Origin of the sequence: Paenibacillus sp. E222 (assembly GCF_013401555.1) — a bacterium.
Taxonomy (GTDB): domain Bacteria; phylum Bacillota; class Bacilli; order Paenibacillales; family Paenibacillaceae; genus Paenibacillus.
In genome coordinates this window covers 3,003,856-3,024,961 of record NZ_CP058552.1, presented here as the reverse complement: position 1 = coordinate 3,024,961, position 21,106 = coordinate 3,003,856, and the positions used below count along the sequence as shown (strand labels likewise).

General features: G+C 40.7%; 22 protein-coding genes and 1 pseudogene. 6 read left to right on the top strand and 17 right to left on the bottom strand.

The window, feature by feature from the left end; translation table 11 throughout:
• Nucleotides 1-101: 101 nt before the first annotated feature.
• The 4 genes and pseudogenes from HW560_RS13530 to HW560_RS33810 all read right to left on the bottom strand — a co-directional run bounded on the left by HW560_RS13530 (nucleotide 102) and on the right by HW560_RS33810 (nucleotide 1,971).
• On the bottom strand, nucleotides 102-470 hold the full coding sequence (locus HW560_RS13530; protein ID WP_179265805.1) for a GNAT family N-acetyltransferase: 369 nt from the start codon (nucleotides 468-470) through the stop codon (nucleotides 102-104).
• Nucleotides 471-501: 31 nt separating this feature from the next.
• Nucleotides 502-747: pseudogene (locus HW560_RS13525) on the bottom strand (winged helix-turn-helix transcriptional regulator); the annotation flags it as partial.
• A 227-nt stretch (nucleotides 748-974) separates the two neighbouring features.
• Nucleotides 975-1,475 (bottom strand): ClbS/DfsB family four-helix bundle protein, encoded by a 501-nt coding sequence (locus HW560_RS13520; RefSeq protein ID WP_179263455.1) that lies wholly within the window; start codon nucleotides 1,473-1,475, stop codon nucleotides 975-977.
• 100 nt (nucleotides 1,476-1,575) lie between these two features.
• Entirely contained in the window at nucleotides 1,576-1,971 is a 396-nt protein-coding gene (locus tag HW560_RS33810; protein WP_257031891.1) for a hypothetical protein, read from the bottom strand.
• 327 nt (nucleotides 1,972-2,298) lie between these two features.
• Here HW560_RS33810 and HW560_RS13510 point away from each other — a divergent pair, with 327 nt between their 5' ends.
• Complete coding sequence (locus HW560_RS13510) at nucleotides 2,299-3,675, top strand: hypothetical protein (protein WP_179263453.1); 1,377 nt, start codon at nucleotides 2,299-2,301, stop codon at nucleotides 3,673-3,675.
• A gap of 186 nt (nucleotides 3,676-3,861) precedes the next feature.
• Here the strand turns inward: HW560_RS13510 and HW560_RS13505 are convergent, their stop codons facing one another.
• From HW560_RS13505 to HW560_RS13455, 11 genes are all read right to left on the bottom strand, one after another.
• The gene (locus HW560_RS13505; protein WP_090903809.1) at nucleotides 3,862-4,854 is read right to left on the bottom strand and encodes a phosphotransferase enzyme family protein; all 993 of its coding nucleotides are present in this window, start codon (nucleotides 4,852-4,854) and stop codon (nucleotides 3,862-3,864) included.
• Between the two features lie 109 nt (nucleotides 4,855-4,963).
• Entirely contained in the window at nucleotides 4,964-5,419 is a 456-nt protein-coding gene (locus tag HW560_RS13500) for a DinB family protein (protein WP_179263451.1), read from the bottom strand.
• 558 nt (nucleotides 5,420-5,977) lie between these two features.
• Nucleotides 5,978-6,466 carry an NUDIX hydrolase gene (locus tag HW560_RS13495; protein ID WP_090903812.1) on the bottom strand — a complete coding sequence of 163 codons (489 nt, stop codon included), beginning with the start codon at nucleotides 6,464-6,466 and terminating at the stop codon, nucleotides 5,978-5,980.
• A 33-nt stretch (nucleotides 6,467-6,499) separates the two neighbouring features.
• Nucleotides 6,500-6,748, bottom strand: coding sequence for a transcriptional regulator (locus HW560_RS13490; protein ID WP_090903813.1), 249 nt, complete (start codon nucleotides 6,746-6,748; stop codon nucleotides 6,500-6,502).
• Between the two features lie 77 nt (nucleotides 6,749-6,825).
• Entirely contained in the window at nucleotides 6,826-7,677 is an 852-nt protein-coding gene (locus tag HW560_RS13485) for an aldo/keto reductase (protein ID WP_109998948.1), read from the bottom strand.
• A gap of 157 nt (nucleotides 7,678-7,834) precedes the next feature.
• Nucleotides 7,835-9,145 (bottom strand): sensor histidine kinase, encoded by a 1,311-nt coding sequence (locus HW560_RS13480; protein ID WP_218834991.1) that lies wholly within the window; start codon nucleotides 9,143-9,145, stop codon nucleotides 7,835-7,837.
• Nucleotides 9,120-9,818, bottom strand: coding sequence for a response regulator transcription factor (locus HW560_RS13475; RefSeq protein ID WP_179263449.1), 699 nt, complete (start codon nucleotides 9,816-9,818; stop codon nucleotides 9,120-9,122). Before HW560_RS13475 ends, HW560_RS13480 begins: the two co-directional genes overlap by 26 nt.
• A complete protein-coding gene (locus tag HW560_RS13470; protein WP_179263447.1) occupies nucleotides 9,805-10,767 on the bottom strand; it encodes a phosphatidylinositol-specific phospholipase C/glycerophosphodiester phosphodiesterase family protein in 963 nt (320 codons plus the stop codon). The genes HW560_RS13475 and HW560_RS13470 overlap by 14 nt, the downstream gene beginning before the upstream one ends.
• Before the next feature lie 187 nt (nucleotides 10,768-10,954).
• The gene (locus HW560_RS13465) at nucleotides 10,955-12,154 is read right to left on the bottom strand and encodes an MFS transporter (protein ID WP_179265803.1); all 1,200 of its coding nucleotides are present in this window, start codon (nucleotides 12,152-12,154) and stop codon (nucleotides 10,955-10,957) included.
• Between the two features lie 336 nt (nucleotides 12,155-12,490).
• The gene (locus tag HW560_RS13460; protein ID WP_179263445.1) at nucleotides 12,491-13,528 is read right to left on the bottom strand and encodes an ROK family protein; all 1,038 of its coding nucleotides are present in this window, start codon (nucleotides 13,526-13,528) and stop codon (nucleotides 12,491-12,493) included.
• A 197-nt stretch (nucleotides 13,529-13,725) separates the two neighbouring features.
• A complete protein-coding gene (locus HW560_RS13455) occupies nucleotides 13,726-13,995 on the bottom strand; it encodes a hypothetical protein (protein ID WP_179263443.1) in 270 nt (89 codons plus the stop codon).
• A 108-nt stretch (nucleotides 13,996-14,103) separates the two neighbouring features.
• Between HW560_RS13455 and HW560_RS13450 the strand changes: the two genes are divergently transcribed.
• From HW560_RS13450 to HW560_RS13430, 5 genes are all read left to right on the top strand, one after another.
• A complete protein-coding gene (locus HW560_RS13450) occupies nucleotides 14,104-14,319 on the top strand; it encodes a helix-turn-helix domain-containing protein (protein ID WP_111618597.1) in 216 nt (71 codons plus the stop codon).
• Between the two features lie 298 nt (nucleotides 14,320-14,617).
• Complete coding sequence (locus HW560_RS13445; RefSeq protein WP_111618596.1) at nucleotides 14,618-15,097, top strand: hypothetical protein; 480 nt, start codon at nucleotides 14,618-14,620, stop codon at nucleotides 15,095-15,097.
• Nucleotides 15,097-16,605 carry a hypothetical protein gene (locus HW560_RS13440; protein WP_179263441.1) on the top strand — a complete coding sequence of 503 codons (1,509 nt, stop codon included), beginning with the start codon at nucleotides 15,097-15,099 and terminating at the stop codon, nucleotides 16,603-16,605. Before HW560_RS13445 ends, HW560_RS13440 begins: the two co-directional genes overlap by 1 nt.
• A gap of 717 nt (nucleotides 16,606-17,322) precedes the next feature.
• On the top strand, nucleotides 17,323-17,934 hold the full coding sequence (locus tag HW560_RS13435) for a TetR/AcrR family transcriptional regulator (RefSeq protein ID WP_179263439.1): 612 nt from the start codon (nucleotides 17,323-17,325) through the stop codon (nucleotides 17,932-17,934).
• A gap of 195 nt (nucleotides 17,935-18,129) precedes the next feature.
• A complete protein-coding gene (locus HW560_RS13430; RefSeq protein ID WP_179263437.1) occupies nucleotides 18,130-19,452 on the top strand; it encodes an amidohydrolase family protein in 1,323 nt (440 codons plus the stop codon).
• Nucleotides 19,453-19,628: 176 nt separating this feature from the next.
• Here the strand turns inward: HW560_RS13430 and HW560_RS13425 are convergent, their stop codons facing one another.
• Both HW560_RS13425 and HW560_RS13420 read right to left on the bottom strand, forming a co-directional pair.
• Nucleotides 19,629-20,381: an IMP cyclohydrolase gene (locus tag HW560_RS13425; protein WP_090905532.1), complete on the bottom strand. Its 753-nt coding sequence runs from the start codon at nucleotides 20,379-20,381 to the stop codon at nucleotides 19,629-19,631.
• Between the two features lie 24 nt (nucleotides 20,382-20,405).
• Nucleotides 20,406-21,071, bottom strand: a complete 666-nt coding sequence (locus tag HW560_RS13420; RefSeq protein WP_090905534.1) for a hypothetical protein — start codon at nucleotides 21,069-21,071, stop codon at nucleotides 20,406-20,408.
• Nucleotides 21,072-21,106 lie beyond the last annotated feature (35 nt).

Below are 21,106 nucleotides of genomic sequence, written 5' to 3'. Positions count from 1 at the left end.
CCCCTCTTCTTGCTCTGATGTCTGAACTCGGATTATACGTCTTGATCCCTCTCAAGTAAAGGGAATATTGATTAGTTTGATTTAATTATTACTTATACTTATTAGTCAAGATTAATAATCTTATCAAAGCAGTATGAATCTTTGTCATACCCATTATGCTCATAGAAAGCATGAGCGTCGGTTCGCTTGAATCCGCTGCACAAAATAATACTAGATATTCCGAGTTCTTTAGCATAATTTTCAGTATGTCTTAATAGTTTTGTGCCTACGCCATGATGCTGAAATTCCTTTTTTACGGCCAGAGCTTGTATATGTAAATAACCAATCGTTACCCCTACAGATAATGCCTGAACTATCGTTACAAAACCAACCACATCATTTTCAAATAATGCAACAAATGTTTTGTAATTCCCGTCCTCAATCATTTTTTCTGTAGTAACTCGAAAGTTTTCATCATTAACATTGCGAATCTCAAGGACATCGTTCCATAAAAAAACAACTTCAGTATAGAAACTCCTTTCCCCATACTCTTATAGAATCGATGATACTCGACAATTTATTTCCTTGTTCAGTGAGGGAGTATTCTACTTTGGGTGGCACAGTGTCATCTACTATCCTCTTCACAATTCCATCCGCCTCGAGTTCCCTGAGTTGTAAAGTCAACATCCGTTGTGAAATCCCTGGTATTAATCGTTTAAGTTCATTAAATCTGACTGATTTTTCGGATAAAATGTCGACTATCCTCCCTGTTTATTGAACAAAGAAGCCGATCGTTTGATCAGCTGCTTTCTTTGTTTTATAACGCTATTATTTTCCTTTAGTTGAATTAGCTTGAAGCGTAGCGCTCCTGATACTATTTAAGTCTTTTTTGGGTAATCCATATGTGTTAATATCAAAAAATTGTTTTTTCCAATAAAAATGCTCCTTCTCCTTATATTCTCTGTATTATTCATCAACATATTTGTGGTTGAACTTTATATGGACTTTGCGATAGCTTCGCATTTTTGTATAGCCCAAATGTAATGATTTGAAGTGTTTGCTGCAAAATAGCTGTATAAATTACTTGTTTTGGTCCATTTATAGTATTTCTTTGTCATGATTTCTTCATTTGTATGTAATTTAATTAATTCCATCACTCTTTCATGGCTTAATTTCAATTTTTTTATAGCTTGATTCAATGTTACATCTTGATATTTTTCGCATATTTTCATATTAAGTATTTTAATCGCACTCCATTTATAACCAGCTGCCGGCATAAAAGGAATATCACCGTCCATACCTTCTCTATACCACCTCTCAAGCATGGCATGCCATTCATATAGATGCATCAATACATCCCGAAAATTCTTATCTCTCTCCTCAGTTTCAACAGAACTACTCCTTTTGCTTCTGGGTACAGATTCGATTATTGCAAGCATTGATTTAAAATTCATGTCGCTATTTAATAATAAAGTTTCTTTTTCATTTTGAGTCACTGTTACAAATACCTCCTTTTATCCGGTATATTAACATATGAATATTCATTCTGATACGTATCATTTTATAAACTGTTTTTACGCTAACCTGCCCGTTAGTTCAATAAGATAGAGGAGCAGTATCCGGGTCTGAACCAGCTGATCCCCATACTTCCCCCTCAACCCTATAACCGCCACCGCTCCATTGAAGCAAGTAGTCTCCAGTACGCATGCCTTGCGTGAAACCTTCATTAATATTTATCCAATCTAGAGATTCCCCGACAGCAATCGTTCTAGCGAAATACACTGTACTAGTATCTAAGTGCGTTAAACTAACATTGACTTCGTGTCTACTATTGTTCTTCATTAGAAGTTTTATATGTACAAATTCCGGATTTATTGAAAAGGGTTGCTGTACCGTTGCGCCCCCAGAAGCAATATAGTGGGAGGGTTTATCCTCTTCTTCACTTAAAGATAATAATACCAAAATTAAGATCCAACTACTCATTTTTGTCACATCATATCACCTCTCTCATACTACAACGGATTTATATCGAATTTGTTGCTCTATTTCAAGGGTATAAGTCATTCCGCTTTCATAGTCTACTTAAAGTCAAATATAAAATAGGCCCCCATGTAAGGTGGCAGCCCTAATTGCTTTCGTTTTCCGTTAGTTTGAATTTTCGATTCCATTTATGTTAATTTTCTCTCCACGTTCATTAAATATAAATCCTCTTATTTCCCACCTCTAATGTACTTTTCATCAGCCTCATGCGTGCAGAATTGATCACCGGGCTAGCGATTTGCATTGGCAATATTTACTCATTAAACTGTGTTCTCATCTTTGTTAAAGTGGATAAGCATTATGAACACAAAGACGGGAGCTTTAATAGACATGAATGTTCTTACCAAATCCATCATTGGTCTGCTCTGCGCGACGACATTAGCGGGCACGTATTTCAGTTATACGGAGCATCAGAATAATCGACAATGGGAGCAGCAACAACAGCGCAATACGCAATACTGGTCGCATATGCAATCGATCTACTTGCGCAATTTCGACTATGCGCTTGCGGAGTCCCTTGCGGCACCTAAGTTTGCAGATCGGCAAGTAGCACTTCAATCTGCGATTGAAAATGCCAATCTTATATTGCAATTAGTAAGGAGTGCATCCGCTACAACGAACTTTCAATCTTGGCCAGCGTACGAATCGTTTATCACGAACGGCAGCCGCTACTTGGCCTATCCCGCCAACGAGAAGGAAATTTCGCTCAACCCGGATCAATTAGACCAAATTCAGCGTCTGAGAAAGTTCGTGAGGACCGCCCTACCATATCTTGATCTGATGAGAGAGAAAGGCGATGGTACTTCTTTATCGGATATAGAACGGATCTCGACCGAAATGGAAGAGGCCTTGTCTCAACTCGACTCGGTCTCCACGTACGGCAATAAAGCCTTTAACGAGTTCGTGTACAATCAGAATCCTTACGCACCTCCGAAGCCAGGAACCGTTTTCGCCGGTGAACCCACTTATAAGGCTACGGAGCTTGCGGCCAAAGCGAAAATCTTCATGGGCGAAGCTTGGAATACAGGAGCAGGTAAGCAAATCGTCAACATGGTCTCAGGCGGGAGCAGCCCCCAATTAGGAGAAGTCATGGATTTTAAGTTATCAGACACCGCTGGAAGACCAACCAGCTCCTATATTGCAACACTGAGTAAAAGCGGACACGTGCTCCAAGTGACACGCGACGGCTCGACCTCCGAAGAAGAGGCTGTGGAGCAATCTATGGACTTAAAGCAGGCTATCACGGTTGCAGACACCTGGATGGCGCGTTGGTCTGACGAACGTCTGACAATAGTAGCAAAAGAAATAAAAGGTACCTCAATTCATATCACTTATATACCGGTTCGGGAGCAAGTTTCCATTCCGCAAATGCAAGTCTTATGGGAGTTTGATCGCCGTACTGGTGCGTTAAAGACCTTTAATGCGTATAATTATTTTTACAATTACAATAAAACCTTTCCACTTCACCCGAAACTGACAGCGCAGCAAGCCTCTGAAAATCTCGGACCAAAAGTAATCGTCTCGGGTAAGCCAAAGCTGGAGATCTACAACAGCAAGCTTGTATACGCATTTTCTGTCACTGGAATCGAAGGCGTTTCTCACGTGTACATAAACGCCCTCACAGGCGCTTACGAAGGCATCAATTACCGCTTGTAACCACAACAAAACTAGGCAACCCCACGACCACCTCGCTGCAGGTAGCCTTCTCAATGTACCACTTAATTCAACTATTCTGTCCGTTAGTTGAACAAAAAGCAGCCGATCACGTTGGTCAGCTGCTTTCTTGGTTTTATTAAGCTATCATTACCGTTAGCTCAATGAGTATCCCCCCATTTTAGTGGTTCATAACTCATCGATCAACGAGATACCTTTAGTAATCCTCATTCTACTATCCTGCAAGAAATCGCGGGTCCAATCATCTGGTTTGCTTAAATCCCAGCTCCGATGCATACCGACAACCACAATGATTTCGCGAAGTCTAAGGAAAAGCTTCAACAAATCCTTCCAGTTGTCTGGCATTCTTCGGCCATCCTCTGTATAGCCTAACTCGAAGTGCTTTATGAAAAGTTCATACTGTTCCTTTCGTTCGAACTTCGAATCTTCTCCGAATACATATAGCAAGTAATACAGCTGGATAGCAATATCCTCGACATACCAACTGTACTGGCACTCGTCGAAGTCAAAGAGAGTTAATCCCCCAGCTTCATCGATCGTGAAGTTTCCTACATTAATATCTCCGTGGATCAAACCAAAATTATCCGCATTAACAGGCAGACTCGCCAATTGTCCTTTAAGTTCATCAAGAGCAATAAGGATTGGTCGAAATTCTGACGGCAAATAATCCTCGGCTCGTAAAAGGTATTCATTAAACTCCCAAGTGTGCCTTTTGGCTTTGGTAGGCTTGTAAAGCTTCGCTAATTTATGAAGACGGCCCGTTATACGTCCACACTCTTCATAAAGTATAGAATTACCTAGACATTCTGGATATCCGATTTTACGGCCTGGTGCATATTTAAAGGAGGTTACGTAAAAATCAATTGAATTTCCTTGAATTAATTCGTAATACTCTCCATTAATTGAAGAAATCGGTTCTGACACTGATATACCACTCTCTGAAAGATAACGAATCCAATCTATTTCTGCTACTAGTACTTCCGATGTGCGAAGAGTGCTTGGAGTGAAACGGAGAATATATTTCAATTCATCGCGATTATAGGAATAAATAAAGTTTTGAAAACCTCCAATGAAAGTGAGTTCCTCTTGGCTGACCCCATAACGCGCGGCGCCTTCTGAGGCATGTTCGTCCAAGAACAATAATTTTATTTTGGGGTCCATTAGTTCTCCTTAGTAATAAAGATTAATTTATGGCCTAACTCGCTTAATAAAATGACAATAAAAGTTCAATGCCAATCTCATTCCAAGTAATAGTGAAGATTAGGCCCCGTTAGAGCCTCGCGAACGTGATGTAATCGACTTGGACAGGCTCTATCGATTCGATCCGAAGTGCCCGATTGATCTGTCCCCGGTGATATTGCCCATGTAAGAGGACCTGCAACAGGATGTCCCGGACGGATGTTCGGTATGAAACCCCGCTCTGATTCGCGTAGTCGATTATTTCGTTCAACTCAGATTCCTCAAGCCCTTCGATATAGACGCGATATTGCTCAGCGTTTTCTTCGAACATCGTCCGGATCGCCGTCAGCTCTTCCGCTTCCTCCCACAACGAATACTGCGCACTGCCCTTGCCCTGCAATCGAGACAGCCAGACTCGTTCCGCGACCGCAACGTGCCGAACGAGTTTCAGAAGGTCCTTGTTCTTCGTCTCACTCTCTTCCAGCGCGTCCAAGATGCGTCCGTCTGCCCAGTAAAGGTGGTCCATCATACACTTGATCGTCTTCATTTCGATTTCCCCCTCTTCGTCTCGTTGATTAATTTAACCTGTTGCCATCTGATAGTTTCATCAATGAAGCTTTTAATTTGTTTCGCATAAGCATAGTGCCGTGAACTAGCCTGCCCGTTAGTTGAATAATTTAGTTAGTTACATCAATGGGAATTGAACCATCATTATAACGATAAGAGAAGAAATACAGCTTAGTATTGCAATCAAAATATGAAGACAACTGAATGAGATTTTTTCTATAAAAATTCTTTCTTTTCTTTGAATGAAGCACGAGTAAATTAACACAGTGATCACAATGGGCAAATATTGATGAAGATTCGGTCCATCCTTACTCGGTAATATTTTATGAATATATCCACCTATAGTTTCATCAATGATCATAAATGTATATATAACTCCGATTAACGCCGAAATAAAAAACTGAGATGCTAACTGAACTAGATTTTTCTTTAAAAAGAGAGAACCAAGTTTTCGGTATAGATCATTGACCATTATGTATTTGTTGCCTCCTCATTTTTTCTCGCTTCCCGTTAGTTCAATACACGATCCCTCGTACAACTAAACACTCCTTTGAAGCTTGACATTAAATTCTGTCGTTGACGCAGTGACATACTCCATATAATTCACAGAGCCATTAAAGTTCAAATAAGCTTCATAACGCATGCGGATTCCAGGTAAAGTAATCAAATCCAGAACATGTTCCTTTGGAACCCACCTGCATTCGCTCGTTTCATTAGAAGTAGCTAACGCTCCACCCACAGCTTTACATACGAAATCAAACATGACCTTGGTAGGGACATCAGTCACACCGTCATACCACTTATGGATTGCTGTATTCGAAACAACACTAATTAAATGGCTAACCGTGGCGTCTATTCCACTTTCCTCTTTGATTTCACGAATGACACCATCAATCAGGTTTTCTCCAACTTCAGTTATCCCACCAGGATACACCCAACCGTCGTCATGGGCTTTTACTAAAAGGATATTTCCAGTTCCATCTTCTACAATTCCGCCTGCAGATACAATATGTGTCGGGAACCCCATTTTACAACCTCCAAATAAGATAAAGTTGTATATTTATTCCACATGATTCCCGTACTTCCCTGCCTTTGTATCATTCGGAATTAATTCATACAAGGCACGAACATCACAACCGATGGAAGCAGCGATTGATATGGCAATTTTGAGTGGCATTACTCTTTTGTTTTCAATAAAGTCGTAAACTCGTTCCGGTTTAAAAAGTAATTCTTTTGCCAGCCATTCCGCTGACTTTCCGGATTCCTTCAATCGTTCATTCAGTAAGCAACGCCCTAATTCAAATTTCAAGAAACGATGACCTCCCTTATAAGAACATATTTAACCTTAAGCGTAATCCATTGCCAGCGTGAATATACTTCCTTTTTTTACAATGAAAAGTGATTCTCAATCTGGTCTATATCATCTTTTTCTAATTCCCATCCTAAGGCATTTAGATTATCAACAATGTGTTTCTTGTTCGCAGCTTTTGGGATCGTAACTAATCCTTGCTGTCTTAACACCCAGTTTAATGCAACTTGATATGCTGTTTTACCGTACTTGTCCCCTATTGTGTCGAGTATATTTCTTTCTATTGAGCCCACTTCAGGAAAACCTTTCATACCAAATGTATGTAAATGAGGAGCAAATCCAAATGGTGAATATCCCATAATTGTGATCCCATTCTCTTCTGCAAAGGGTAAAATCTGATTCTCTATGCTTCTATCGTTTAAATGGTACGGTACTTGATTACATATCAAAGGCACATTTCCTAAATGGTACTGAGCTTCTTTCATTAATTGAATGCTAAAGTTACTCACCCCGACATATTTGACTAATCCCTTATTAACTAATTCAGCCATGGCCCCCATCGTCTCTGAAACATCATGTTGTTGACTAGGCCAATGCTGTAAATACAAATCAATATGACTTGTTTTTAAACGTTCTAAACTTGCCTCTGCCGCTCTAAGGACACCTTTGTAAGAACAATTTTTTGCAGAGACTTTAGTCACAAGAAAAACATCATCTCTAATACCATGGATGGCTTGACCAACAATTTTCTCTGCTCCACCATTCCCATATTCTTCGGCAGTGTCAATCAGAGTAAGTCCATTCCTAATACCAAAATGCAACGCCTCTACTTCCTCTTTTTCTTTCTGCTTATCTTCACCATATTTCCATGTCCCTTGGCCTATAACAGGAATGCTTACTTCCGTGTTACCTAGCTTACGATATAGCATCTACTAACCTCCTAACAATAATGAAAACTTATTCGCATAATAATATTCTTTGTTCACCGATCACAATGAATGCTTGAGCTGGAAGAGAGCCTGAAGATAAGTTAACCCTCATGCATCCTGAAAAGGAGCATTGAGGGTTAACTTAGTTTTATGACGTTTAAATTAAGCGCTGCTTGGGCAAATGCAAAATAACGTTGAATTGATCGCCATGAATTTCAATTTTGATCTCCCCGCCGTGCAGCTCAACGATACTTTTCACAATGGACAGCCCTAGTCCGGAGCCTTCTGTCTGGCGAGATACGTCTGCTCTTTTGAAACGTTCGAACAATTCTTCCGCAGCAAAATCAATTTCATACGCAGCTGTGTTTTGAATTTTAAATAATACCATATCATCAGACTCGTCCAAATAAATATAAATTCTGGTTCCTGGAAGCGAATATTTCTGCGCGTTACCAATTAAATTTTCGAAGACACGCCAAATTTTATTGCCGTCCAAATGTGCATGGATCGGGAATTTCGCGATCCTCTCCCGAATCACAAGCGACGCTTGTCCCATACTGGTATTGGACTCGGCAATCGCCTGTGTTAACAAGGTTGCGACATCGACGTACTCCATATCCAGCTCTACTGAACCGCTGGCCATCTTTGAGATTTCGAACAGGTCTTCTATCAACAGCTTCAGCCGTAGCGCCTTCCGGTCCAGGGTTTCAATATAGGCTCGGGATGTCTCCGTAGACAGATCTTCTTTTTTTAATAAATCGACATAGTTGATAATAGAAGTAAGCGGGGTCTTCAAATCATGTGATACGTTGGTAATCAGCTCTGTTTTTAACCGTTCGCTCTTCATTTGATTCTCCAGCGCGCTTTGATACCCGGATTTCATATTATTAATATAACCAGCAAGTTTGGATAGAGCATCCTTGCCGGTATCCTGAATCGTATTCTGAATATTCCCTTCGGCAATTTCTTTGCTCCCGTTGATGATCGCGATAAAGCGTCTAATCTTGGAAAGTATATACGGAACCAGGAAAAGCACATACAGCAATACATAAAGTATGTGCCAGTCACGTTCGTAGTAATATGTGGCTGCCTGCCAAACACAAATACCGGCTATCGCGGTTAGCAGAAGCATAACGATGAGGCCTAACGTTAGTCTCCAGTTCTGCAGACTGGCTCTAAGACCAGTTCTCCAAAAATGAAAGTAATCCATCAGCACACTGCCATGCCAGAAGGAACGCCTACTAAGGGGTGCCTTAAAATAAAGAAACAGTCTGCTCACCAGCAAGCAAAGAATCGTAAAGGCAAGCAGTGCCTGGATGAAACTTGAAGTTGAATAGCTCAGACTCAACCCCACGGATGAATACTCGTTTATGAGTATGAGGCTCCATAAGATCGCGGCAACAATTATGACAATAAGGTCGATTCCAACCTTTCGATCTGCTTTACTTTTTCTCGATTTTGTATCCAATTCCCCATACCACCTTTAAATATTTTGGGTCTTTGGGATTGATCTCAATTTTTTCACGAATATTTCTCACATGTACGGCAACCGTATTCTCTGAAGCGAAGATCGGTTCATTCCACACGCGCTCATAAATCTCTTCAATTGAAAAAACTCTACCCTTGTTCTCCAACAACAGCTCCAAAATTTTGTATTCCTTCGCGGTCAGTCTGACGTCCTCTCCATCCACTTCAACAGTCTTCGAGCTTTTGTTCAGCACGAGTCCTCTTACTTGAATGATCTCTTCCCCGTTTGACTGGAAGGAACCTAAATTCGTAAACCGACGCAGCTGAGATCGGACTCTAGCGATCAGCTCTAGCGGATTGAACGGCTTCGTAATATAGTCATCGGCTCCAACGTTGAGTCCCAAAATCTTGTCGCTATCTTCCGATTTGGCTGAAAGCATAATGATCGGTATATTTTTGTTTTCACGAATTTTAAATGTCGTTTTAATTCCATCGAGCTGTGGCATCATGTTGTCCATGATAATAAGATGAATGGTTTCTTGTTCTAGGATTTCCAGCGCCTCCAATCCGTTAGAGGCCGTTAATACATCCACATCATCGCTTTTCAAGTAAATAACGAGCGCTTCTCGAATTTCCGGTTCATCGTCTACAACAAGAATGTTATTTATAGCCATTATTTCTCACCTTCATCACAATATTTCTTATACTTGCCCATCCGGAACTCATGTATCCCGGAAAATCAACATGGCCGGAGGGAACGTCTGCAAGCATCAGCTCTTCCGGTGATTCTTCCTGATCCGTGTAAAATCCATGCACCCCGAATCTGTCCAGAATCTGCATAACCGGTCTGCGATTGACGGTGTGAACATAGCTTTTTACCCCAAACTTATTTAGTGCTGGAACTAGATTGGGGTTGAGATACACACGGTATACGGGCATGGCAACCGCTGTCAAATGTTTGTCCCTTACGAATTCTACAATACTTTCGGCAGAGGCGCCAGTTTTGTAAAGTGAATACATTTTGTTTGGAAAGGGGTAGATTCCCATAACCGTGTCATACATTTCCGGGCTGAAAATTTCAGGTATAATCCGGTTGAGCAGTGCAGGATCCGTACGGTGCGCCTCATTGACTAGATGCGTAAACTGCTGCTGAATTTGCTCTTTACTGCCTACTTTCGTATCCACGATTAAGTCGAAATCAGGATATTGCTGCATCAGTTGCAGTATGTCCGGCAGTGTAAGAGGGTGGAATCTGCCCATGATAAGCGAGTTTGCAAACTGAAGCGTTGTTACGTTTTGTCCGCGATGAGCGGCCAAATCCGGCTGTAGCCTGTCAGACCAATCATGTCTGGCTACAAGCTCCCTGTCCGTCGTCTGCACAAGATCAACCTCGAACAAACGGTACCCTCTATTGTAATTGGTTATAAATGCCTCATAAGAATTTGTGTAGCTAGCGCCGTTGACTCCACCAAATGCATGCGCAATAAGCCTATTTCCCTGCCAGCCGCTGGTGCCAGCTGTAGAGGCAGGCTGATTCTGACCTGACCAAACAAAGCCCCATATGCACCAGATTATTCCAGCCGTAATGACTATGAATAAGCTTAACATAATCGTTTTCTTCATTCGTTCTGCCCCTTTGTTATCCCGATGTAAGTCATACTACAAGACTCAAATAAAGAAGGACTGGTATAAAAACGAATGAATTTATGAAGTTTGTATACATTGAAATCCATATAAAAAAAGAATCCCCGTTTGCCAAAACGAGGATTCCCATACCATCTTGCGCTATTCATATCCATTAGAATGATAACTAAATCAGTTCCTGCTTCCGCTTCAAATACACATACAACACTACGCCAGATACCGCACAGATCACTGCACATAAACCAATGAATCCATATCCCGCCTGAAGTCCGCGCAGCAGCCCTAACTGAGTGGTTGCCCCATACATATGCTTCACACCTTCAATCACCCAACCAATCACATAGTTACCGATGACACTACCAACTCCCATCAGGGTAACCGTGAAAGTAATCGCGGTGTCACTGCCGTTTGGATATCTGCGTGCGATAAAAGCCATAACTGTTGGATAGATCATCGCTATGCCCGCGCCAGATATCGCAAAGAAAATCGCAAGACGCTCTCCCCCTGCAAGCGCCACGAACGTACATACTCCCGAGAAAGCCGAGAACAGAATCAGTGACAATACAAATCCGATCCGGTCCGTCAATGGTCCAAGCAGCAGGCGTCCCAGCGAGAACGTGAGGAAGAACGCAGATAATAACCCGGAGGCTTTGACCGTGTCCCACGTATAGGCTTTCTCCAGGAAGTTAACGAGCCAGCCCCCAACCGCCAGTTCCGATACCACGCCAAAAGAAAGAATGAGCACCATCAGCCAAAGGGCAGGATCACGTGTTAACGTCTTGAGTGATGTCCGATCTTCATGAGGAAGATCGTCCCCCGGGAATTTGCTGCGCAGTGCCGCAATAATCGGCAGCAGGCAGAGTGACAACATCACCAGATACATGCCGCGCCAGTCCAGCTCGTGTCCAAACACGCGCAACGACATGACACCCGTCGCCAGCAAAGGTGCTACCGTTGAACTCAGCCCATAGAAGAAATGGGACAGGTTCATCATCGTACCTGTATTTTTCACAAAGATCCGCGCACCCAGAATCGCCAAAGCAATCTCCAGCATGCCATTTCCGATGTACATGAAGAAGTACGATGAAGCAAAGAGTGGATATGTATGGGATACATAAATGAACACACCCGAGAGGATCATCGAGGCAAACGAGATGATGCTAACCGCCTTGATGCCCCATTTGCGAACCAGAATAGCTGTGAAGGAGCAAGCGATTAGATAACCCAGTGCGTTTAGGGACAGTAACGTCCCGAGCTGTTTCTCATCCAGATTAAAGTCGAATTGAATGCGCGGAATGGCCGGCCCTTTAATATTTTCCGATATGCCAAATACGATAAATCCCAGAAAGATCGTTGCCAGTTGCATGGCGTACAGCTTGTTGAACTTTCGTTTGTTGCCTTGCGTACCTGCTTGCTGATTCAAAATAAGTTCCTCCATTGTGTCTATATAAGTTGAAACAAGGGTCATTAACTTGGACACTCCGATGACAGAATAACCTTCCAATCGCTGTTATCCCCAGATTTTTTTCCATTCCCTTCTCCAAAGGGAAAATCCGGGGATAAAGGCGACCGCTTCGCTTTTTCAGGTTTTTTCTGTCCTCTCCGTTATCTGTTTAATGAAATAGTTCATTTTATATAACAGGGTTACTACAACTTATCCGTTCTGATGAGAGATCATCCTTCTGATTGACGTTCAGTTCCTTTACCACTGTTTCTCAACCACCTGAATACGGTAGGTCAGGCTCTCTAGCGTTACCGCGACCAGCCCAGTCACATATTCGCGCCGCGTGTCTCTTTGGATAATCAACTCCGGCATATGCTCCTGTGGGATCAGGTGACCCAGACAACCTTGCGTCAGGCCATCACTCATCGCCGGGTCCATCGTATCACCTGTGACTACAATCGTAGCCGGGTTAATAATCGCGATAATGGATACTAGCGTCTGTACAACCAGTTCCTGCAATCCTTCCACCGTTTTCAACATTCGCAACTGCTCTTCCCGTGATACGCCAAAAGGTAAGAAGGACACCTCGCCCCCAAATTGCGTATTCCCTGTGAGCGGACGACCATCAATAATAAAGCCCGCACCCGGAAAATGATTCTCCGGAAAAGTCACCACCGCAAAGTTCTTCTCTTCCTCAAATTGCTGCTGGTTATACAGTCCATAGACCGTCAGGTTCATGTCGTTGCCAATAACCACTTCCACGTCTTCATACTGCTCCTTAAGCCTTGGCCCTAATGGTTGACCTGCCAACTCCGGTACGTCGCAAATGCCGATCACGCCATTGTGCGCCACCCCAGGTATGCCAATTCCGATGGCCTGCACATTGTGGTGTTGTTCGATCAGGTTTGCAATCAGATCTTCTACTACCGTGACATTAATCTCATCCATAAAGAGCGTCTGTTCATCCGCCATCTCTCCGTTCAGATTGGCATATGTATGTGTGATCGAGTGTATACCGCCCTCCGTTCGAATAATCAGGCACAACACACTGGCGTAGTCCGCATTGAATTGATATCGACTCGCCGGTCTTCCCCCACTCGATTCATCCGGGCCAAGATCGATAATCTCACCCGTTTGGAGTAATTCGTTCAGGATCGTACCGCATGTCGCCACGCTAAGTTTGGTCAGGTTCGCAATGGAAGCTTTGGTGCCTACGCCCATGGATCGCAGTGTATTCTTCACCAGTTCGACGTTGATCCGCTTCACCTGTTGGGTGTTGTGTGATGTGGGTAACATGGTAAGTTATATGCCTCCTTTCGTTCATTTCAAACCATTCAACGAATGTTTTTAAAAGTATTTTAATAATTGAAGTGTAGGGGGATTTGTGGGGAAAGTCAATGCTTAATTCAGAACGAAAAACGTTTGGATGGACAGACAAAAAGACAGTTCAAGATCATCTTGTGTGATCCTGCACTGTCCTTTAGTTAGGTGGTTTATGTAGACTGGCTCATTTGATTTGCCAAGATGCTCTTCTCCAGTCGGACTTTAAATAGCTTTCGGTTCAGATCCTGTTCCATCGTATGAAGGTGATATGCAGCCTGTTTCACTGTCTCCATGTGTAGCACCCCTGCTCGCTTGGCGATAATGTCCATGGCGTCTAGGATGAGTTTGTTGCACGTGACTAGTTGGTCGACGTAATCGTCTTCTTCTTGGATGAGTTGTGCGTACTGCGAAAACAGGTCTTCGCTGTTGGTACTTGTCATGTCACCACTCCTAAAATTGGTACGCATAAGAGTACCGTATATACAAAAAGTATATGGTACGCTCATGCGTAACGTCAAGTCCATATGGAAATTTTAGGAGTGATACTCATGGCTAAGAAAGTCGTCGTCAATATTCATAAACTCACGGAAAAACATAATATCTCGTTGCGTGAACTGGCAAGGTTGTCTGATATCCGACACGCCGCGTTAAGTGAGTTGCAGTCTGGGAAACGAGAGAATATCAATTTTGCCCATATTGAGCGGATTGCAGAAGCGTTGGATATAGATGATATTAGGGAAATTATAGAGATTCGAGATTGTTAATCCCTCTATATTCACTATTATCGCCATTTCCGAAATTTTGTTCGTAGTTAACTATTCAGCACTTTTTTTTAACTATGTGAGTGGTTACTAGTTAACCTAATACTATCAGAGGTTTGATCGAAATTGGTTGGGGAAATTAAGTAAATAATCAGATTTTTTATAAGTTCATAAAACAGAGGGTTACTGCTCCATAAATAAACTTTTAGATAATATTCTTTGTACTACAAAAATTGCCTTTTTTTTGTTATGGTAGAATGAAACTTCATCTTTTGAACGTTAGAAAAGGAGATTTAAAGAAATGAATTGGCAAATGACAGATGATGATTTCGAAGTTTTAAAAGGAAATATTCAAAAAGAATTAGAAGATATCAAGGTTTCTCCGCTCCATATTCTTGAGTTATTAGAAACGTTCGATAACCCCTATTCTACAGAAGAGGACTTCCACAGCATTCTTTTAAGGATTTTCAATAGTTTTTCTGATTTGGATTCCACGAAACTTTATTTCAATAATTCAAAAAAGAATGTTATTAAATATGTAGAAGATGAAATATATAAACTTATTTGTAAAAGTAACAAAGAATATTCAAAAGAGAGAACCTCTTTGGTTACAAAGTATGAAACTGTTATTACTCTTGTTTCAGCGTCAATGTCTGCAAAGTTCGGCATTGAATCAGGGCTGATTTCGGGGATTGTATCTTCTGTATTGTTAACAATTATAAAGTTGGGGAAAAATGCTTGGTGTATTCGAAAAACAGATACGCTAAAAGGTACACAATAATGAGAGATCTTCTTGCACAATATAGTTTCCAAAACTTCACTCAAATTGAGTCAAATCAGTATCATTCTAACCCAGATGAACTATTTTCACTAAGCATACACGAATTATCTCATATGTTCTTGGCAAGAGGTACAAGCTTTGGAGCCTTTAATTTCATTATTGAAGAGGGAAAAAAGTATTGTTTGGAAAATTTCAAGCTTCAAGATATGGACAAATTAAACTTAATTTCAAAAAGACTTATAGAAGCTTCTGATATTACTCACGAATGTTTATCCTATTATTCACAATTTGCTTATTTAAAAAGTAGCAATCCCGAAGAGTTCAGAGAAAGAATTATAGATTTAAAAAAAACAGATTCATATGTTGCCCATAAAATTCATTTAATCATAGACTTTCTAGAAGATGAGAACTGGGAAGTAATATTTAACTCTACGGTGTTATTCCGCACTGCTAGACTTGCTATGAATATACGAAGTGATCTCCTATTTAATGAAAATTTGCTACAAGAGGAGTATTTAGTTCAATCATTACTAATAAAACACGGTTTAGATTTTAATCCAAATAAGCGCTTCATTATGTTAGTTAATTCACTGAAAAAACTTTTAAAATCATACCCTATAGGGTCAATAACAGATGAAATCTTGTTATCAGAAGCTGGCCTATACTCTATTGAATGCAGTAAAGAAACTGTATTAGATTTTTTTGCCTTTATGAGAAAACTCTTCATTAAATATTGCTTCCCTACTGAGCCAGTTGACACGGTAATTAACAATACAAGAAATGCTAAACCAACCAATATGAATGATCTGAATGAACCTACCGAAGATGATATTTTAGAAATACTTGATCTTATTAGACCTGCAGTTATTAATACTAATTATAATTATGAGTTCCATTTATCATTTGATGAGGTTCAAAGTATTGATGGGATAATAAGCTCTTTTTGGATTGTAATTATTGGTGATATGTACCAATTAATATTTGATGAAATAGCAAAAGGAACCCGTTACGTTATTTTCGCAGATAAGAATATCTGTAAATTATCTTTAGCAAAATACAATTTACCAATAATTATATATTCAGAGGATTATGAGAAACTTTTAATCGAATTTCCAGAAATTGATAAAAGGGAACTGTTTATATATACTGAGCAACCATATTTAAATAGTAAAGAGTTCATTAAAACGTATTCTTCTGAACAACGAGAATTAATGTTTTACTTTTTAAATAATGAGATAATTGTAGTATTTATCAAACTAAAAAGTAACGCTATTTTTACCATGTTCCACACCAAATATTCAATTAAATTAATCTATAAAGATATAAAAAATAAATTTTTCAGATATATTAACACCGAAGGTATAATAGATGATGTTTTTTGGAAGGAGAATAGAGACTGGTGGAAATATGAAGATATAATTAAATCCTTAACACAGACTACTATGTTTAGGATCGATCCAGAGATTCCGCCTTTAGGACGAAGAATAAATTTAACTGACCTCTTATAAAAAAGGTAGAAGATATTCAATTAAATCATAATGATAAAAATCCTTACCTGTCAATATTTCCGGAAAATTTGCGATTTTAACGGAAGTATTGACCTACCCTAATGGGTAAAACACAGACACCAAGACTTTTGCCGCCAGTTTCCCCCCTCCTGTCTATTATCAAATAAGGCTAACGGTAACTATTTAAGCATCTTCAGCAAGATCACATCCGTATAAAAACGCTGATTGTTTAATCTTAAAAACCTTGATGATCGATTAAAGAGATCTCTATTCAGAGTCGTGTTGAAGGAAGTATATTGAGTTCACTGTAGTCACTTTAAACAGCTTCATAGATATTCCTATTAGACTATTTCGAGTAAGTTTCCTCTTTATCTCAACTCGCCATAATCACAAATTGATGTCCAAATGGCTTCCATCATCTCCGAATTTCTCAACAAAACTTTTATTAACTTTTCTACGTATCTAAGTTCCTTAATGCACTTTCAAAACTATATTTAGAATGTAGAAGCTCTAAGTTAAAAACTATTAGTCAAAATTCCCTCTTATGTTTAAGATTGATTAAATAATGTACATAATAAAGATGGTGATAATCCTCGTTTTAATATACTTGATTACGGATGCGCGTAGCTTCAGAATACTTTTTCTTATTTGACACCCCCTCCAAAAAGGTCTATTCTAATAACGAACCAACTATTCACTATTAAGGAGTCGTTCCCGATGGTGCAAGCCAAGAAAGACGAAGTCAGGAAAGAGATTGAATACGCGGCGCTCAAGGTCTTTTTTGAAAAGGGCTATGTGGATGCCAAGATGAACGATATCGCGGATGAGATCAATATTTCCGTGGGCAATATCTATACATATTTTAAGAACAAGAAAGAACTATTCTACGCCGTCGTGCCACCGGATCTGGTGGATTATTTGAAAAATGTGCTGGTGGAGACCATTCACTTTGATAACCAGACCTTGTTCGAGGAAACGGATAGCGAGCGAAAGTCAGCGTTGTTGCAGGAACAGGTGGATGTATTACGTAAATACCGGAATCAGATTGTCATCATCTTTGAAAAGAATAAAGGCACCATCTACACCAACGCCAAGAATGAACTTGTTGAGCTGATGATTAAGACCAAAAAGGCCTATCTGAAGAATCAATATAAACGATATGAGATTGGCGCCGTAGAGAACTTGATCCTACTGAATATCCTCGCACACAACGTGATCGACATGAACCTGGATCTATTGAAGCGGGATATGAGTGAGGACAGCCGGAAGCAAATTTTCGAAGCGTTGTATGTATACAGACTGTACGGTATGAAGAGTCTCAACGAATAACACTCCATCTCATCACTCATGCCGGGTATACAAAGCGTGCAGATCAGATCAACTCCACTTGGTTTGCACGCAAAAAACTTCATCATAGATCAGCCTATTTTTTTAACCTAAAAATGAATTAATTATTCACTATTGAAAAGAGTATCTTATTTACCCCAACTACTCACCTCACCCACATTCTAAGGAGGAACATACATGAACACCGCTTACGCATTGAAAAATGTCAATCTGATCCACGGCGACTCAAGCCGCAATCTGCAAAAAAACATGACCATTCTCGTCAATGAGCAAGGTCTCATTCAGGATATCGGCCAAGATAATGAGGTGCTTATCCCAACTCACTACACAACGATCGACCTCTCCGGCAAATACGTAATGCCTGGACTGATTAATGCCCACGTGCACCTCTTTGCAGATGGTAAACCGTTTAGTCTCTCGGTCAGTGAAGGCTTGTTGCAGTTTGCCTATGATCGAATATTGAACACGAAATTCGGCAGAAACGTTTTGAAAAAACGCATGAAACGCAACGCACTGACCGCACTCCATGCGGGTGTAACAACGATGCGCAGTGTGGGGGAATTCTTTTACACTGATGTCCAACTGAGGGATGAGATTAACAACGGTGACTTTGTCGGTCCTAATCTGCTTGTCTCCGGATTTTTCCTAAGTGTAACGGGCGGACATGGTGCTCCATTTCTGGCTCTGGTGGGCGACTCTCCGTGGGAAGCACAAAGAAATGTACGGATCAATGTGAAACACGGCGTGGATCTGATCAAAATCTGTGTTACGGGTGGCGTGACGGATGCGAAAATGGTGGGCGAAGCTGGACGTTTACAGATGACGGTGGAGGAAGTTGCGGCGATCTGCGATGAAGCGCATAAGATTGGCCTGCGGGTGGCAGCCCATGTGGAGAGCACGGAAGGAGTAAGAGTTGCGTTACAAGGTGGCGTCGATACCATCGAGCACGGTTCGGAGATGGATGACGAAATCATTCGTTTGTACAAAAATAATCCCAATGCCCTGAATGGCTATACCGCACTTATCCCCACCCTGCAAGCCGCTTATCCATCCGCCACACTGGATACCAGCATAACGAAGGTAAGTGCAACGGTAAAAGAGAATTCCAGACTCGTCTACGATTCCATGCTCCAAGGCGTCAAGCAAGCGATCGAAAATGACATCACCATCGGAATAGGCACCGATGCCGCCATGCCTTACGTGACTCACTATGATATGTGGAGAGAGATGGACCACTACATGAGACAGGCCAACCTGAACAACAAACAGGTCATCGACATGGTGACCCGAACCAATGCGAAGATCCTCGGTGTTGACGATGTTACAGGGACGGTGGATATCGGAAAACATGCTGATCTGATTGTCATGGAGCAAAATCCGCTGGAACATATTGAGGCCTTGTCGGATATCTCTATGGTCATGGTCAAAGGAAATCTAATTCAAACACCATCTGTCACAAGAATCAACGAAGTCGACGATGTTCTAAACTCAGTTTGGTGAATTCAGGAGTGAAATCATGCTTGGGATACTGATCAATTGTTTTTCCATTATATGCGGAAGTACCCTTGGAGCCATCTCCAAAAGGTTCATGAACGACGGTTATTTTTGCTTAAGACAAACTATCACAGAAACATATAAAAAGTCGACAACATTTAATTGCCGACTTTTTACGATAATTATGATTGGGTAATTCCACTGTATGAATGCTTATTAATGCAGTTAATGGTGACTTTCCCGTTCTCAACATGAATATATTTGGCTAAAACAGCTACTTTGGTTTCCCTATTTAAGGTATTCCAATAAAAATCAAGCGTTTCGTTGATATCGTCAAAGACGCTGACTATAAACGGCTCGCCCTCAAAAGAAGGAATCGGGTCTCCATTTGCCGCATAGGTTGTTATACAGTGGCCAAGCCCAGGAATGGCTTTTTCGTAATTATAGATATTTCTTATACAGTATTGCGGATCATTATAAAACGATTTTAATATGGATAACTTATAACGAGGTACGGCTGTTCCGATTTGCAACAATCCAGATATTCTCGGAGTAAAATTAGGTGGGTCCGGCTCAAACTCTCGTTCATCCAGGGCATTCTCGAAAGTTTTCCCTGCACTCAGAGCATGATAAATGGTTTCTGTCTGATCTCCATTCGATATAATATGATGATCTTCATAGAATTTTATCGGAGAATAAATAATTAATGATGGATCTGTCAGTTTGGAGGAATCAAAAGCCTCCGTCCGAACGAACCCATTTTCCTCCACGAATATACGATTCTGGCTGTTCTCGCTTCTCCCCATTATCCAATAAATCTGAACGTAATGCAGCTGATCAGGCGTAAGACCGATGACGATACCTCTTCCAGGATATTGGTTTTCTCTAAGATTGTTTAAATTACGTTCCAAAACTTCATTAACATGACTACTCATTTCTGATCTCCTTTCGAACGTATGTTAAGGCAAGAATGTAAATTGATAATTAGACAAACTTGTATAAGCTTCTTTCAGTTGCTTGTCCGGACTAAACGTATACGAAAAAGTCCCTTGATCCAAATTAAATATCTTAGCTCCCTTTTGCAATGTTTTACCTCGGATAAACAACGTTATGCAATGCTCATCATCGCTATCATTAATAGTTTGATGTGCGTAATCAAGCAATCCCGAATTGGTATCCCCTGTATTTAACATATATTGATCTAACAGTTCCAATTTTGCTTCCATCGTATCTTCATTGGTTTCAAGAACTTTCCACAGTTTTTCTCTGTACGAACCGGCAAGAATGATGGTTGAATAGATCCACTTATGACTGTGTACTTTAGGGACAGACTCTCCATTATGCTTTTTGGATTTGAACCTGTGCAGTCTCACACGAAAGCGATCTTCAGTATCCATATGCAACATGAATTTATCCATCGTTATCCGTGGATATTGATTATGGGGTTTATAATCGTTAAAGAGTTCTTCATTCGTTGCAATTTCCCGACAACGTTGCTGAATTTCCTCAGGATATTTAATGATTTTTTTTAAAGCTTCTTCCACTTTTAAGCACTGCTCTTGCGTAGGTTCATCCCAATTAATCTCCGTTTCCAGATAGGCGATAAATTCATTCCAAGTTGTCAACTTCATCGTCTCCTTTACAAATGAACTGGATTTGC

Coding starts and splice junctions, on each gene's coding strand:
- HW560_RS13505 (WP_090903809.1), bottom strand. CDS start 4,854: ATGGACCCCAAAATAAAATTATTGTTCTTGGACGAACATGCCTCAGAA.
- HW560_RS13500 (WP_179263451.1), bottom strand. CDS start 5,419: ATGAAGACGATCAAGTGTATGATGGACCACCTTTACTGGGCAGACGGA.
- HW560_RS13495 (WP_090903812.1), bottom strand. CDS start 6,466: ATGGGGTTCCCGACACATATTGTATCTGCAGGCGGAATTGTAGAAGAT.
- HW560_RS13485 (WP_109998948.1), bottom strand. CDS start 7,677: ATGCTATATCGTAAGCTAGGTAACACGGAAGTAAGCATTCCTGTTATA.
- HW560_RS13475 (WP_179263449.1), bottom strand. CDS start 9,818: ATGGCTATAAATAACATTCTTGTTGTAGACGATGAACCGGAAATTCGA.
- HW560_RS13470 (WP_179263447.1), bottom strand. CDS start 10,767: ATGAAGAAAACGATTATGTTAAGCTTATTCATAGTCATTACGGCTGGA.
- HW560_RS13465 (WP_179265803.1), bottom strand. CDS start 12,154: ATGCAACTGGCAACGATCTTTCTGGGATTTATCGTATTTGGCATATCG.
- HW560_RS13460 (WP_179263445.1), bottom strand. CDS start 13,528: ATGTTACCCACATCACACAACACCCAACAGGTGAAGCGGATCAACGTC.
- HW560_RS13455 (WP_179263443.1), bottom strand. CDS start 13,995: ATGACAAGTACCAACAGCGAAGACCTGTTTTCGCAGTACGCACAACTC.
- HW560_RS13450 (WP_111618597.1), top strand. CDS start 14,104: ATGGCTAAGAAAGTCGTCGTCAATATTCATAAACTCACGGAAAAACAT.
- HW560_RS13445 (WP_111618596.1), top strand. CDS start 14,618: ATGAATTGGCAAATGACAGATGATGATTTCGAAGTTTTAAAAGGAAAT.
- HW560_RS13440 (WP_179263441.1), top strand. CDS start 15,097: ATGAGAGATCTTCTTGCACAATATAGTTTCCAAAACTTCACTCAAATT.
- HW560_RS13435 (WP_179263439.1), top strand. CDS start 17,323: ATGGTGCAAGCCAAGAAAGACGAAGTCAGGAAAGAGATTGAATACGCG.
- HW560_RS13430 (WP_179263437.1), top strand. CDS start 18,130: ATGAACACCGCTTACGCATTGAAAAATGTCAATCTGATCCACGGCGAC.
- HW560_RS13425 (WP_090905532.1), bottom strand. CDS start 20,381: ATGAGTAGTCATGTTAATGAAGTTTTGGAACGTAATTTAAACAATCTT.